At 65.6% G+C, this 12243-nt stretch carries 13 protein-coding genes; 5 read left to right on the top strand and 8 right to left on the bottom strand.

The window, feature by feature from the left end; genetic code table 11:
* Positions 1-95: 95 nt before the first annotated feature.
* Positions 96-977: a LysR family transcriptional regulator gene (locus AC0MAZ_RS15070; RefSeq protein ID WP_203646926.1), complete on the top strand. Its 882-nt coding sequence runs from the start codon at positions 96-98 to the stop codon at positions 975-977.
* A gap of 43 nt (positions 978-1020) precedes the next feature.
* Here AC0MAZ_RS15070 and AC0MAZ_RS15075 read toward each other — a convergent pair whose 3' ends face one another.
* From AC0MAZ_RS15075 to AC0MAZ_RS15100, 6 genes are all read right to left on the bottom strand, one after another.
* Positions 1021-1803 (bottom strand): amino acid ABC transporter ATP-binding protein, encoded by a 783-nt coding sequence (locus AC0MAZ_RS15075; protein WP_096047910.1) that lies wholly within the window; start codon positions 1801-1803, stop codon positions 1021-1023.
* A gap of 23 nt (positions 1804-1826) precedes the next feature.
* On the bottom strand, positions 1827-3071 hold the full coding sequence (locus AC0MAZ_RS15080) for an NAD(P)/FAD-dependent oxidoreductase (protein WP_475858360.1): 1245 nt from the start codon (positions 3069-3071) through the stop codon (positions 1827-1829).
* 16 nt (positions 3072-3087) lie between these two features.
* Positions 3088-3798, bottom strand: a complete 711-nt coding sequence (locus tag AC0MAZ_RS15085; protein ID WP_475858361.1) for an ABC transporter permease — start codon at positions 3796-3798, stop codon at positions 3088-3090.
* Entirely contained in the window at positions 3795-4514 is a 720-nt protein-coding gene (locus AC0MAZ_RS15090) for an ABC transporter permease (RefSeq protein WP_232855319.1), read from the bottom strand. The genes AC0MAZ_RS15085 and AC0MAZ_RS15090 overlap by 4 nt, the downstream gene beginning before the upstream one ends.
* A 104-nt stretch (positions 4515-4618) precedes the next feature.
* Positions 4619-5371: a transporter substrate-binding domain-containing protein gene (locus AC0MAZ_RS15095; RefSeq protein ID WP_234561129.1), complete on the bottom strand. Its 753-nt coding sequence runs from the start codon at positions 5369-5371 to the stop codon at positions 4619-4621.
* A 26-nt stretch (positions 5372-5397) separates the two neighbouring features.
* Positions 5398-6270 carry a MurR/RpiR family transcriptional regulator gene (locus tag AC0MAZ_RS15100; RefSeq protein WP_475858362.1) on the bottom strand — a complete coding sequence of 291 codons (873 nt, stop codon included), beginning with the start codon at positions 6268-6270 and terminating at the stop codon, positions 5398-5400.
* A gap of 143 nt (positions 6271-6413) precedes the next feature.
* Between AC0MAZ_RS15100 and AC0MAZ_RS15105 the strand changes: the two genes are divergently transcribed.
* Positions 6414-7439, top strand: coding sequence for an Ldh family oxidoreductase (locus AC0MAZ_RS15105; RefSeq protein ID WP_475858363.1), 1026 nt, complete (start codon positions 6414-6416; stop codon positions 7437-7439).
* 36 nt (positions 7440-7475) lie between these two features.
* Here AC0MAZ_RS15105 and AC0MAZ_RS15110 read toward each other — a convergent pair whose 3' ends face one another.
* Complete coding sequence (locus AC0MAZ_RS15110) at positions 7476-7724, bottom strand: hypothetical protein (RefSeq protein WP_232855311.1); 249 nt, start codon at positions 7722-7724, stop codon at positions 7476-7478.
* An 11-nt stretch (positions 7725-7735) separates the two neighbouring features.
* Positions 7736-7981, bottom strand: coding sequence for a hypothetical protein (locus AC0MAZ_RS15115; RefSeq protein WP_050705939.1), 246 nt, complete (start codon positions 7979-7981; stop codon positions 7736-7738).
* A 600-nt stretch (positions 7982-8581) separates the two neighbouring features.
* Here AC0MAZ_RS15115 and AC0MAZ_RS15120 point away from each other — a divergent pair.
* The 3 genes from AC0MAZ_RS15120 to tpx all read left to right on the top strand — a co-directional run bounded on the left by AC0MAZ_RS15120 (position 8582) and on the right by tpx (position 12006).
* A complete protein-coding gene (locus tag AC0MAZ_RS15120; protein WP_203646918.1) occupies positions 8582-9778 on the top strand; it encodes an amino acid aminotransferase in 1197 nt (398 codons plus the stop codon).
* Positions 9779-10061: 283 nt separating this feature from the next.
* Entirely contained in the window at positions 10062-11342 is a 1281-nt protein-coding gene (locus AC0MAZ_RS15125; protein WP_050705937.1) for a serine/threonine transporter, read from the top strand.
* A 163-nt stretch (positions 11343-11505) separates the two neighbouring features.
* Entirely contained in the window at positions 11506-12006 is a 501-nt protein-coding gene (gene tpx / locus AC0MAZ_RS15130) for a thiol peroxidase (protein ID WP_475858365.1), read from the top strand.
* Positions 12007-12243: the final 237 nt, after the last annotated feature.

Genomic DNA, 12243 nt, shown 5'->3' on the forward strand with positions numbered 1-12243 from the left:
AAAGTGCCGGGGCTGCTGTGCAGCCCTTTCGCGGCACAAGGCCGCTCCTACCTGAGATGTGCCAGCCGCTATTACTTCATCCGTGCCGAGACCCCATGCGAGAAATCAGCCTCGACCGCCTGCGCACCCTGGTGGTGATTGCCGACCGTGCCTCCTTTGCCGACGCCGCCCGTCAGCTCAACCTGGCGCCTCCGACCATCAGCCTGCACGTGGCCGAGCTGGAGGCACGCATTGGTGCGCCCTTGCTCACCCGCACCCGCGGCCAGGTGCGCCCCACGGCCATTGGCGAGACCTTGCTGACCCGCGCCCGGCGCCTGCTGGCCGACGCCGACCAGGCCCTGGACGAAGTGCGCCGCCAGGTGCAGGGCCTGACCGGGCGGGTGCGCCTGGGCGCTTCGACTGGCGCCATCGCCCACCTGTTGCCCCAGGCCCTGGAAACACTGCGGGTGGACCATCCGGGAGTCGACGTGCAGGTTCAGGTGCTCACTTCACAGGCCTCCCTGGCGCGACTGCGCGAGGGCACCCTGGACATCGGCCTGGTGGCGCTGCCGCAGGTGGCGGGCAAAGGGGTGAGGATCACACCGTGGCGGCGTGACCCGATCATGGCCTATGTTCCCGCCGACTGGCAGCCGCCTGCCCGGGTCACGCCGGCCTGGCTCGCGGCCCGGGCGCTGATCCTCAACGACAGCTCCACGCAGTTGTCGCGGGTGACCTCGGAGTGGTTTGCCGCGGCGGGGCTGTACCCCGAGCCGCGGATCGAGCTGAACTACAACGATGCGATCAAGAGCCTGGTGGCGGCGGGCTACGGCGCCACCTTGCTGCCGCAGGAAGGGGAGGTGCAGCAGTCGCCGCCGCGCATCGCCCGGCGGCCGTTGCGACCGGGGATGTGGCGCCAACTGGGGATCGCCTGTCGCGAGGGGCAGGTGGAGCGGGCGACGGAACATGTACTGGAGGCGTTGGGGCGGCTGCGTCAATGAAAAATGGCAGTACAGGCTGTCACTTGCCATTCACTGGAGAATGCTAGTGCAGGATCTGCTTGAGAAACGCCTGTGCCCGCGCCGTGCGCGGCTGGCCGAAGAACACCTCGGGTGGGCTGTCCTCGATAATCTTCCCGCCCTCGAGGAAAAGCACCCGCTCGGCCACCTGCCGGGCGAAGCCCATCTCGTGGGTGACGCACAGCATGGTCATGCCGGTGCCGGCCAACTGCACCAGCACATCCAGCACCTCGGCCACCATCTCCGGGTCGAGCGCCGAGGTCGGCTCGTCGAACAGCATGATCCTCGGTTTCATGCATAGCGCCCGGGCGATCGCCACCCGCTGCTGCTGGCCACCGGACAGCTGGCTGGGGTACTTGTGCGCCTGGCTCTCGATGCCGACCTTGCTCAAGTAGAAGCGCGCCCGTTCCTCGGCCTCCCGGCGCGACAGGCCGCGCACGCTCATCGGCGCCAGCAGGCAGTTGTCGAGCACGCTCATGTGCGGGAACAGGTTGAAGTGCTGGAACACCATGCCGATCTCGCTGCGCACCTGGTCGGCCTGGCGGCCTTTGCTGGCGAGGTCGGTGCCGGCCACGCGGATGCTGCCCTGCTGGGCGATTTCCAGGCGGTTGATGCAGCGGATCAGCGTCGACTTGCCCGAACCCGACGGGCCGCAGAGCACGATGCGCTCGCCCTCGCGCACCGACAGGTCGATATCGTGCAGCACATGGAAGGCGCCGTAGTGCTTGTTCAGGCCCTCGATGCGAATCAGCTCCGGGCGCGGATCGGGGGCAGGGTGCAGGCTGGCAAGGCTCAGGGGGGCGGTCATCTTGTTGTTCTCCCGCTCAAGGTTCAGTCGAAACGTGCGGCGCTGTAGGGCGCAGGGTCGGTGAAGGGGTGCTCGCCGGTCATCAATTCGGCCAGCAGGCGGCCGCTGACCGGGCCCAGGGTCAGGCCGTGGTGGGCATGGCCGAAGTTGAACCACAGGTGCTTGTGCAGGGGCGCCGGGCCGATCACCGGGCGCATGTCCGGCAGGCAGGGGCGGCGGCCCAGCCAGGGCTTGTCGTCCAGGCGCTCGCCCAGGGCCGGGAACAGCTGGCGCGCCAGGGCCTCGCAGCGGCGCAGCTGGATCTCGTTGGCGGCGGCATCGCTTGCGGCGAATTCGATGCCGGTGGTCAGGCGCACGCCACGGGCCATCGGCGCCAGGACATAGCCGCCCTGGGTGTCGCAGATCGAGTGGCCCAGCTCGGCGCCGTCGCGGGTGGCGTAGTGCATGTGGTAGCCGCGCTTGATGCCCAGCGGAAAGCGGTAGCCCAGCCGCTCGTAGAGGTCGGCCGACTGCGGGCCGAGGCAGGCCACCACCTCGTCGGCCGTCACCGTCCCTCGACGGGTGTCCAGCTGCCAGCCGTCCTCGACCTGGCGCAGGCTGCGCGCGTCGCCATGGAGGAACTGCCCGCCGCGCTGGACGAACAGCGCCGCGTAGCCACGGGTCAGGCCGCCGGGGTTGCTCACTGTCTTCGGGTCGAGCCAGTGGATGCCGCCGATCACGCCACCGTCCAGTTGCTGTTCGCGGGCCTGCAGTTGTTCGCGTTCGAGGATCTCGTACTGCAGACCATAACGGGCCAGGCCCCGCAGGTCGCGCTTGGCCTGTTCGAACAGCGCACTGTCACGGTACACCTCGATCCAGCCCTTGGCCTGTACCAGTCCTTGCAGGCCGGCGGCCTCGATCAGTGCATCGTGTTCTTCGACACTGCGCTGCACCAGCGGCAGCATGTCGGCGGCGGCCTTGGCCAGGCGGCCGGGGGCGGACTGGCGCCAGTAGCTGAGCAGCCAGGGCGCGACCTTGGGCAGGTGGGTCAGGCTGTAGCGCACGTCGGGCTGGCGGTTCAGGCCGTAGCGCAGCAGGGCGCTCCATTGGCGCGGGAAGGCGTAGGGGATCACGCTGGAGCGCTCGATCAGCCCGGCGTTGCCATGGCTGGTGCCGCTGCCCGGTTCGTCGCGGTCGACGAGGGTCACCTGGCGTCCGCGGGCCTGCAGGTGCAGGGCGGTGCTGACGCCGACGATGCCGGCACCCAGGACGATGGTCTGGCAATGCATGTAAGGATTCCTTCAATCAGTTCAGGTGGCGGCCCAGGCGGGCCTCCAGGTGTTTCAGGGTGCGCCGGACCACCTCGACGATCAGCAGGTAGAGCACCGCCGCCCACAGGTAGATCTGGAAGTCGAAGCTGCGCGAGAAGGCCAGCTTGGTCACCCCCATCAGGTCGTAGATCGTCACCAGCGAGGCGATGGCGCTGGCCTTGATCATCATGATCAGCTCGTTGCCCAACGGGCCGATGGCCACCAGCAGCGACTGTGGCAGCACCACCTTGAAGAAGGTGGTCGAGCGCTTGAGGTTGAGGGCCTTGGCCGCCTCGTACTGGCCCGGCGCGACGGCCATCAGGCTGGCGCGGAAGATCTCGGCCTGGTACGCGGCGGTGTTGAGGGTGAAGGCGAGCAGGGCGCAGTACCAGGCCTCGCGGAAGAACCACCACAGCCCCAGGTCCTGCCAGAAACCCTTGAGCGAACCGAGCCCGTAGTACAGCAAAAACAACTGCGCCAGCAGCGGCGAGCCGCGAAAGAAGTACACGTAGCCCGCAGCCAGGCGTCGCAGCACGAGGCGCTGCGACATCCGCGCCAGGGCCAGGAGCATGCCCAGCAGCGCGCCGAGGGTGAAGGAGATCGCCACCAGCTTGGCGGTGACCAGCAGGCCATCGACGAAGCGCGCGCCGTAGCGCTCCAGCAGGTCGGGATCGAGCACGTAGGCCAGCAGTTGCTCCGGGCTCATGGGCGGGCTCCTTGCAAATGGCGGTTGCTGCGCCGCTCCAGCAGGGTGAAGACCCTGCCCGACAGCGCCGAGAACAGCAGGTAGACCAGGCAGGCGACGCCGTAGAACAGCATCGGCTCCTTGGTCACGCTGACCGCTAGGTTGGTCTGGCGCATCAGGTCGATCAGCGAGATGGTCGAGACCAGCGAGGTGTCCTTGAGCAGGCTCAGCCAGTTGTTCGACAGGCCCGGCAGGGCGATGCGCGTCAGTTGCGGCAACACCACCTTGAAGAATCCGGTGCGCTTGCTAAGGCCCAAGGCCGCGCAGGCTTCCAGCTGGCCCTTGGGCAGGGTCTTGAAGGCCATCAGCCAGATCTCGCTGGAAAACGCGGCGAACACCAGGCTGAAGGCGGCCATCGCGGCGAGGAAGGTGTTGATCAGCACCTCGCCCTGGTAGCCCAGCGCGGCGAGGATCTTCTGCGCGGCGATCTGGCAGCCGTAGTAGATGATCAGCAGGGTCAGCAATTCGGGCAGGCCGCGGAACACCGTGGAGAACGTGGTGGCCCAGGCCCGCGGCAGGCGTTTGCGCGAGCGCGCGGCCAGCGCCACCAGCAGGCCCAGCGGCAGGCCGATGGGCAGGCAGGCCAGGGCCAGCGACACGGTCACCAGAGCGCCGGCCAAGAGCGCCTGGCCCCAGCCGCCGCTGGCGAAGGAGAGCAGGGAGAGTTGATCGAGCATGGGTAACCCCCGGGATACAGACGACCCCGTGGGAGCGGGCTTGCCCCGCGATAGCACCTGGTTGACGCAGGACGCCATCGCGGGGCAAGCCCGCTCCCACGAGATTACTGGTAGATATCGAAGGCGAAGTATTTGCTCGCGATCTTCTGGTACGTGCCATTGGCCACGATCGCCGCCAGGGCCTCGTTCAGCCGCACGCGCAGGGCCTCGTCATCCTTGCGCACGGCAATCGCCGCGTCGGCCTTGGTGCCGTCGACGTCGCCGAGGATCTTGCAGCAGTCCTTGCCATTCTTGTTCAGCCATTCGTGCAACGGGAACTTGTCGGCGATCACCCCGTCCAGGCGACCGGCGGCGAGGTCGGCATTGGCCTCGTCCAGGGTCGGGTACAGCTTCACGTCCGCGCCGGCCTTGCCGTACACGTCCTCGGCGTAGATCGCCTGGGTCGAGGCGGACTGGGCACCGACGGTGTAGCCCTTGAAGTCGGTCTGCGCGTCGCTGATCTTGCTGTCCTTGGCGACCGCCACGGTCAGCGGGGTGCGGTAGTAGCGGTCGGTGAAGGCGATCTTGCGGCGGCGCTCCTCGGTGTCGATCATCGAGGCCACCACGGCGTCGTACTTGCGCGCCATCAGCGCGGGGATGATGCCTTCCCAGTCCTGGGCCACCAGGGTGCACTCGACTTTCATCTGCTCGCACAGGGCATGGGTGATGTCGATGTCGAAGCCGTGCAATTTGTTGTCGGCATCGACGTAGTTGAACGGCGGGTAAGCGCCTTCAGTGGCAAAACGCAGGGTCTCGGCACTGGCGCCGGCCGCCAGCAGCAGGGCGCACGCACCCACCACAGCCATGGTTCCTTTCATCTCGCACCTCGGTAGTTGCACTCTTGCTATTGTTGTTTGCCCGCCGGCCACGAGGTGTAGCCGACGAACTCGTTATGTAGAGCGGCAGTTGCTTCCAAGCGTCTTTCAACATCCGGTCCGAGCTTCTTGCAGACCTCGTTGACCATCAGGTGCACCCACGACAGCATGGTCGCGGTGGATTCCCAGAACAGGTTGAATTCGGTGGGGATGCGGAACACCTCGTCGGCGTTGGCATCGGCCCAGTCACAGAAGGTGTCGGTGACCAGGGTTACCGGGATGCCCAGCTCGCGGGCTTTGTGGCACAGCTGCAGGGCATGGCGGGAATAGCGGCGCGCCTCGAACACCACCAGCGCGCAGTCCTGCGGGCGCCCCAGCAGCACCTCGGCGAAGTGCCCGGCGCTGCCGTCGACCAGTTGCACGCCGTCGCGCAGGTATTGCAGCAGGTGGCTCATGCACATGGCCACGCCGCGTTCGGTCTGAAAGCCCGCGACGAACACCCGCGGTTTTTCCGCCAGGCGCCGGGCGACCTGCTGCCAGGGTTCGCCGCGGCTGTATTCGTGCACGCGCACCAGCGCGGCCATTTCCAGCTCCAGGCTGCCCGAGCGCTGGTCGTCCTCGGGTTGCTGGCGGAACTCCTGCAGGCGGTCGCCCACCAGCCAGGGGCCGTCGCCCAGGTCGCTCTGCAGGTCCTGCTTGAGCGCCTTGAGGTGTGCGTAGCCCAGCGAGCGGCAGAAGCGGCCGACGCTGGATTCACTGACGCCCAGCTTGGCGGCGATGCTGGCCGAGGTCTGGAACGGCAGTTCGTGGAGGTTGGCGAGCATGTAGCTGGCGATCTGGCGGCCCGAGGCGGCAGCGGTGTGCAGGCTGCTTTCCAGGCGTTGCTTGATCGATTGGCTCATGGTCGGTTCCGGTTGATTTCTGGCGTGGAGGCCAAAATGGCTGTTTTCTGTCATTAAGTCAATATTTGACAGATAGCTGTCATTGGCGGGAAAGTCTGTGCAGTTGCGCTGTAGCGAATCCAATTCCAAGAAAGGAGCTCCAGATGTCTTCACCTTCCACCGGCCCTGTCGTGCGCGTGCCTTTTACCGAGCTGCAGGCGTTGCTGCAGTCGATTTTCGAGCGTCATGGCTGCAGCGCGGCGGTGGCCGCCGTGCTCGCCCACAATTGCGCCAGTGCCCAGCGCGACGGTGCCCACAGCCATGGGGTGTTCCGTATTCCCGGTTATGTCTCGACCCTGGCCAGCGGCTGGGTTGATGGCCGCGCCGAGCCGTTGGTGACCGACCTGGCATCCGGCTATGTACGGGTCGATGCCAAGGGTGGTTTCGCCCAGCCGGCGCTGGCGGCGGCCCGGCCGCTGCTGGTGGAGAAGGCCCGGGCGGCCGGCATCGCGGTGCTGGCGATCCACAACTCGCACCATTTCGCCGCGCTGTGGCCGGATGTCGAGCCGTTCGCCGACGAAGGCCTGGTGGCCTTGAGCGTGGTCAACAGCATGACCTGCGTGGTGCCACACGGTGCGCGCAAGCCGCTGTTCGGCACCAACCCCATTGCTTTTGCCGCGCCTTGCGCCGGGCATGATCCGATCGTCTTCGACATGGCCACCAGCGCCATGGCCCATGGCGATGTGCAGATCGCCGCGCGGGCGGGCGAGCAGTTGCCGCCGGGCATGGGCGTGGATGCCGATGGCCAGCCGACCAGCGACCCCAAGGCGATTCTCGAGGGCGGCGCCTTGCTGCCGTTCGGCGGGCACAAGGGCTCGGCGCTGTCGATGATGGTCGAGCTGCTGGCGGCGGCGCTGACGGGAGGCAATTTCTCCTGGGAGTTCGACTGGTCGGGCCACCCAGGAGCCAAGACCCCCTGGACCGGGCAGTTGATCATCGTGATCGACCCGAGCAAGGCCGAGGGCGAGCGCTTCGCGCTGCGCAGCCGTGAACTGGTGGAACAGATGCAGGCAGTCGGGTTGACGCGGATGCCGGGCGAGCGGCGTTATCGCGAGCGTGAAGTGGCTGGGCGAGAAGGGGTGGCGTTGAGTGAGCGGGAGTGGGGGGAGTTGCGGGGGTTGGCGGGCTGAACTGGCCCCATCTGGATCGGGATGGGGCGCAGGTCCTCAATCCCGATCGCGATCAAAAAAGTGCGAGCGATCAAACAGCAGGGTCGTGCCGAGCACGACGAAGAATAGAGCCCATTGCCCACCATCGAGTTTCATGAACTCGCGTTGCCCCAGCTGTGAACAGGTACTGATGCCCGCTACCATGAAGACGATGTACAAGATTCTGCGAAGCAGTACTGACCTGCAAAGCCAGTCGAACAGAAGGATTGCGACCGGCAGATAGATCAGCAGGTAAAGCATGTTCATGAATGCCTCCTCTATCGGTTTCGCTCATACCAACTCGAGCGTTCGAACAGCAGAGGAAATCCGGCGAGTGAAAAGAACAGGCCCCATGCCCCTCCATCCCAGTAAAGAACCTCCTGGGCACCGAGTTGTGTGCAAGCGGTGATGCCTGTGATCTGGAAAACCAGGTAGAGCCACCTGCGCACCAGAATCGGCTTGCAGATCCAGTCGAGGAACCAGCCTGTCAGTGCAGTACATACAGCCAGGTAGATGTAAGGCATCGTATGGTCCTTGTCTTTGGACGCGCCCTTCAAGGCCTTTGGCGAGAAGGCAATTGATCGCGTGATGGCGGCCAAGGGTTTGGCGATGGTCTTGCACCGCTCTCGAGACCGAGCGCCGCCCGCGCGGCGCATCGCGGCACAAGGCCGCTCCTACATTTGTTGCAACGTGCCGAACCTGTCAGGCAATGGTTGCCCGCCTTGGCGCATATCTTGAGACAGGTGGAGTGGCAGTAGTGCCCACGCTGAAAGCGCGTCGAGCCAACAAGGCGGACCAGGCAATTGCACAGGATTGACTGGCCCGAAACAGATGTAGGAGCGGCCTTGTGCCGCGATGCGCCGCGCGGGCGGCGCTCGGTCTAAAGAGCGCTACAACTCTCCAGTCGTACTCAGAAAATCAATAGCGACAATGGCAGGCCGCCACAGAGGGTGCCTATTCATCCGTTTCCGTAATTGATGTGGGAAATGTCTTTGCGTCGTAACGCTCCCTCGTGCACCCCTGCATCGACTCCTTGCACATCGGTGATGTTCCTGACGCCCCACTGCGGGTATCCTCGCTGGAGCCTTCCCTGAACTGTCCTGATTTCCAAGGAGCTGCACGCTGTGTTCAAACATGTCGATGCCTATGCCGGCGACCCGATCCTCTCGCTGATGGAAACCTTCAAGGCCGACCCGCGCGCCGACAAGGTCAACCTGAGTATCGGCCTGTACTACGACGAAGCTGGCGTGGTGCCGCAGCTGGCGGCGGTGGGCGAGGTGGAGAAGCGCCTGGCCGGTCAGCCCCACGAAGCCTCGCTGTACCTGCCGATGGAAGGCCTGGCCGCCTACCGCCAGGCGATCCAGGCGCTGCTGTTCGGCGCAGATCACCCGGCTGTGGCCGATGGCCGCGTGGCCACCGTGCAGACCGTCGGTGGTTCCGGCGCGCTGAAAGTCGGCGCCGACTTCCTCAAGCGCTACTTCCCGGGCTCCGAGGTGTGGGTGAGCAACCCGACCTGGGACAACCACCGGGCGATCTTCGAAGGCGCGGGTTTCAAGGTGCACAGCTACCCGTACTTCGACACCGCCAGCCGTGGCGTCGATTTCGCCGGCATGCTGGCGACCCTGCAGACCCTGCCGGCCAACAGCATCGTCCTGCTGCACCCGTGCTGCCACAACCCCACCGGCGTCGACCTGAACCAGCAGCAGTGGCAGCAGGTGGTCGAGGTGGTCAAGGCGCGCCAGCTGATTCCGTTCCTCGACATCGCCTACCAGGGCTTCGGTGAAGGCCTGGTGGAAGACGCCTACGCCATTCGCGAGATGGCCCGTGCCGGCGTGCCGTGCCTGGTCAGCAACTCATTCTCGAAGATCTTCTCGCTGTACGGCGAGCGGGTAGGGGGCCTGTCGGTGGTCTGCGACGATGCCGCCACCGCCTCCAGCGTGCTCGGCCAGCTCAAGGCCACCGTGCGCCGCAACTATTCCAGCCCGCCCGCGTTCGGCGCCCAGCTGGTAGCCGGCGTGCTCGGCGATGCCGCGCTCAATGCCCAGTGGGCGGCGGAAGTGGAGGTGATGCGCAAGCGTATCCTCGACATGCGCCAGGGCCTGGTCGACCTCCTCGGCGAGCTGCTGCCGGGCCAGGACTTCCAGTTCTTCCTGCGCCAGCGCGGCATGTTCAGCTACACCGGTTTCAGCGTGGAGCAGGTGCGTCGCCTGCGTGACGAGTTCGGCGTGTACCTGATCGACAGTGGCCGGGTGTGCATGTCCGGGCTGCGTCCGGCCAACCTGCGCCAGGTAGCCGAGGCGTTTGCCGCCGTTCAGCGGTAACCGGCCTGGGGCCGCTCTGCGGCCCTTTCGCGGCACAAGGCCGCTCCTACAGGGAGGTTTGCGTTTCTCTGTAGGAGCGGCCTTGTGCCGCGAAAGGGCTGCGAAGCAGCCCCTCCAGCACAACCCGCTTGTAAAGACAAGTGCAACCGTCCCTCGGGCGGGGCTTCCCCAAGTGCAACCTTTGCATGCACAATCGCGCCCCTCTTCCCCGGTTGAGTTGGGCGAATCGTCTATTTCGCCATTCTCAGCCTGTTGCAGTCTTGCGAGTGGAGCGTCACCCGGAATGAATGAGCAGGCCCCAAGCGTTGAACAACGCTTTGTAGAATCGACCCCCGCCACCCTCGGCAGCTGGTCGCGTCAAGACACCACCTGGATGCTGGGCCTGTTCGGCACGGCCATCGGCGCCGGAACCCTGTTCCTGCCCATCAACGCCGGCCTTGGCGGTTTCTGGCCGCTGCTGGTCCTGGCCTTGCTGGCCTTCCCCATGACCTACTTCGCCCACCGCGGGCTGACCCGCTTCGTGCTCTCCGGCAGCAAGGGCGGCGACATCACTGAAGTGGTCGAGGAGCATTTCGGCATCACCGCCGGCGCGCTGATCACCGTCCTGTACTTCTTCGCCATCTTCCCGATCCTGCTGATCTACAGCGTGGCGCTGACCAACACCGTCAGCAGCTTCATGGAGCACCAGCTGCACATCGCGCCGCCACCGCGGGCGATCCTGTCGTTCGTGCTGATCCTCGGCCTGCTGGCCATCGTGCGCTGCGGCGAACAGGCCACGGTCAAGGTCATGAGCCTGCTGGTCTACCCGTTCATCGTTGCCCTGGCGCTGCTGGCCCTGTACCTGGTGCCGCACTGGACCGGCGGCATCCTCGACACCGCCACCCAGGTGCCGTCCGGCTCGGCCTTCCTGCACACCGTGTGGCTGGCGATTCCGGTGATGGTGTTCTCGTTCAACCACTCGCCGATCATCTCGGCCTTCGCCGTCGACCAGAAGCGCCGCTACGGCGAGCACGCCGATGAGCGCAGCGGTCAGATCCTGCGTCGCGCGCACCTGCTGATGGTGCTGATGGTGCTGTTCTTCGTGTTCAGCTGCGTGCTGACCCTGAGCAGCGCCCAGCTGGCCGAGGCCAAGGCGCAGAACCTGTCGATCCTGTCGTACCTGGCCAACCACTTCGAGCAGCCGGCCATCGCCTTCGCCGCGCCCCTGATCGCCTTCATCGCCATTGCCAAGTCGTTCCTGGGCCACTACATCGGTGCCAGCGAGGGCCTCAAGGGCATGATCGTCAAGTCCGGCATGCGCCCGGGTGCCAAGGCCCTGGACCGCATCGTCGCCGCGCTGATGCTGGTGGTGTGCTGGATCGTCGCCACCCTCAACCCGAGCATCCTCGGCATGATCGAATCCCTCGGCGGCCCGATCATCGCCGTGCTGCTGTTCCTGATGCCGATGTACGCCATCCGTCGCGTGCCATCGATGCGCAAGTACAGCGGCGCGCTGTCCAACCTGTTCGTGGTGGTCGTCGGCCTGGTGGCCCTGACCTCGGTGGTGTACGGCCTGCTGGCCTGAGTCCCGTCACGTAGGAAAAGCGCCCGGGTCGACGCCAGTCACCCGGGCGTTTGTCTACAGGAATTGCCCGAACGTAGGACAATTTCATCTTTGCCCATAGGCACTTGCGTCCCTTCATGGTTAACTCTGAGTCCTTTTCCAACCCCGTATAAGGATTTCCGCCATGGCTCAAGTGACTCTCAAAGGCAACCCGGTCAAGGTCAGCGGTGAACTGCCGAAGCAAGGCGCCGCGGCACCAGCCTTCTCCCTGGTCGCTGGCGACCTGTCGAACAAGTCGCTGGCCGACTTCGCCGGCAAGCGCAAGGTGCTGAACATCTTCCCGAGCGTCGACACCCCGACCTGCGCTACCTCGGTGCGCAAGTTCAACGCCCAGGCTAATGACGTGACCAACACCGTGGTGCTGTGCATCTCCGCCGACCTGCCGTTCGCCCAGGCGCGCTTCTGCGGCGCCGAAGGTCTGGAGAACGTGAAGAACCTGTCGACCCTGCGTGGCCGCGAGTTCCTGGAAAACTACGGTGTGGCCATCGCCGACGGCCCGCTGGCCGGCCTGGCCGCCCGCGCCGTGGTGGTGCTGGACGAAAACGACAAGGTGCTGCACGCCGAGCTGGTGGGCGAAATCGCCGACGAGCCGAACTACGAGGCGGCACTGGCTGTCCTGAAGTAAGTGACGCTGGGGCCGCCCTGCGGCCCTTTCGCGGCACAAGGCCGCTCCTACAGAAAACGCTGATTCCTGTAGGAGCGGCCTTGTGCCGCGAAAGGGGCGAAGCCCCCCAGGGGTTACACCCTGTAACGGCCTGGACCCTGTTCCAGGCCGTTTTCATTTAAAGTTCACCCCTTTGCCAACGTCAGCCGAAGGTAAAGCACTGGTAAAGCCCCTTTGCTAAAGCGATGCCAGTGCTTA

The organism is Pseudomonas sp. A, from assembly GCF_056270345.1.

Coding starts and splice junctions, on each gene's coding strand:
- AC0MAZ_RS15070 (WP_203646926.1), top strand. CDS start 96: ATGCGAGAAATCAGCCTCGACCGCCTGCGCACCCTGGTGGTGATTGCC.
- AC0MAZ_RS15105 (WP_475858363.1), top strand. CDS start 6,414: ATGTCTTCACCTTCCACCGGCCCTGTCGTGCGCGTGCCTTTTACCGAG.
- AC0MAZ_RS15125 (WP_050705937.1), top strand. CDS start 10,062: ATGAATGAGCAGGCCCCAAGCGTTGAACAACGCTTTGTAGAATCGACC.
- AC0MAZ_RS15085 (WP_475858361.1), bottom strand. CDS start 3,798: ATGAGCCCGGAGCAACTGCTGGCCTACGTGCTCGATCCCGACCTGCTG.
- AC0MAZ_RS15115 (WP_050705939.1), bottom strand. CDS start 7,981: ATGCCTTACATCTACCTGGCTGTATGTACTGCACTGACAGGCTGGTTC.
- AC0MAZ_RS15100 (WP_475858362.1), bottom strand. CDS start 6,270: ATGAGCCAATCGATCAAGCAACGCCTGGAAAGCAGCCTGCACACCGCT.
- AC0MAZ_RS15110 (WP_232855311.1), bottom strand. CDS start 7,724: ATGAACATGCTTTACCTGCTGATCTATCTGCCGGTCGCAATCCTTCTG.
- AC0MAZ_RS15095 (WP_234561129.1), bottom strand. CDS start 5,371: ATGAAAGGAACCATGGCTGTGGTGGGTGCGTGCGCCCTGCTGCTGGCG.
- tpx (WP_475858365.1), top strand. CDS start 11,506: ATGGCTCAAGTGACTCTCAAAGGCAACCCGGTCAAGGTCAGCGGTGAA.
- AC0MAZ_RS15090 (WP_232855319.1), bottom strand. CDS start 4,514: ATGCTCGATCAACTCTCCCTGCTCTCCTTCGCCAGCGGCGGCTGGGGC.
- AC0MAZ_RS15075 (WP_096047910.1), bottom strand. CDS start 1,803: ATGACCGCCCCCCTGAGCCTTGCCAGCCTGCACCCTGCCCCCGATCCG.
- AC0MAZ_RS15080 (WP_475858360.1), bottom strand. CDS start 3,071: ATGCATTGCCAGACCATCGTCCTGGGTGCCGGCATCGTCGGCGTCAGC.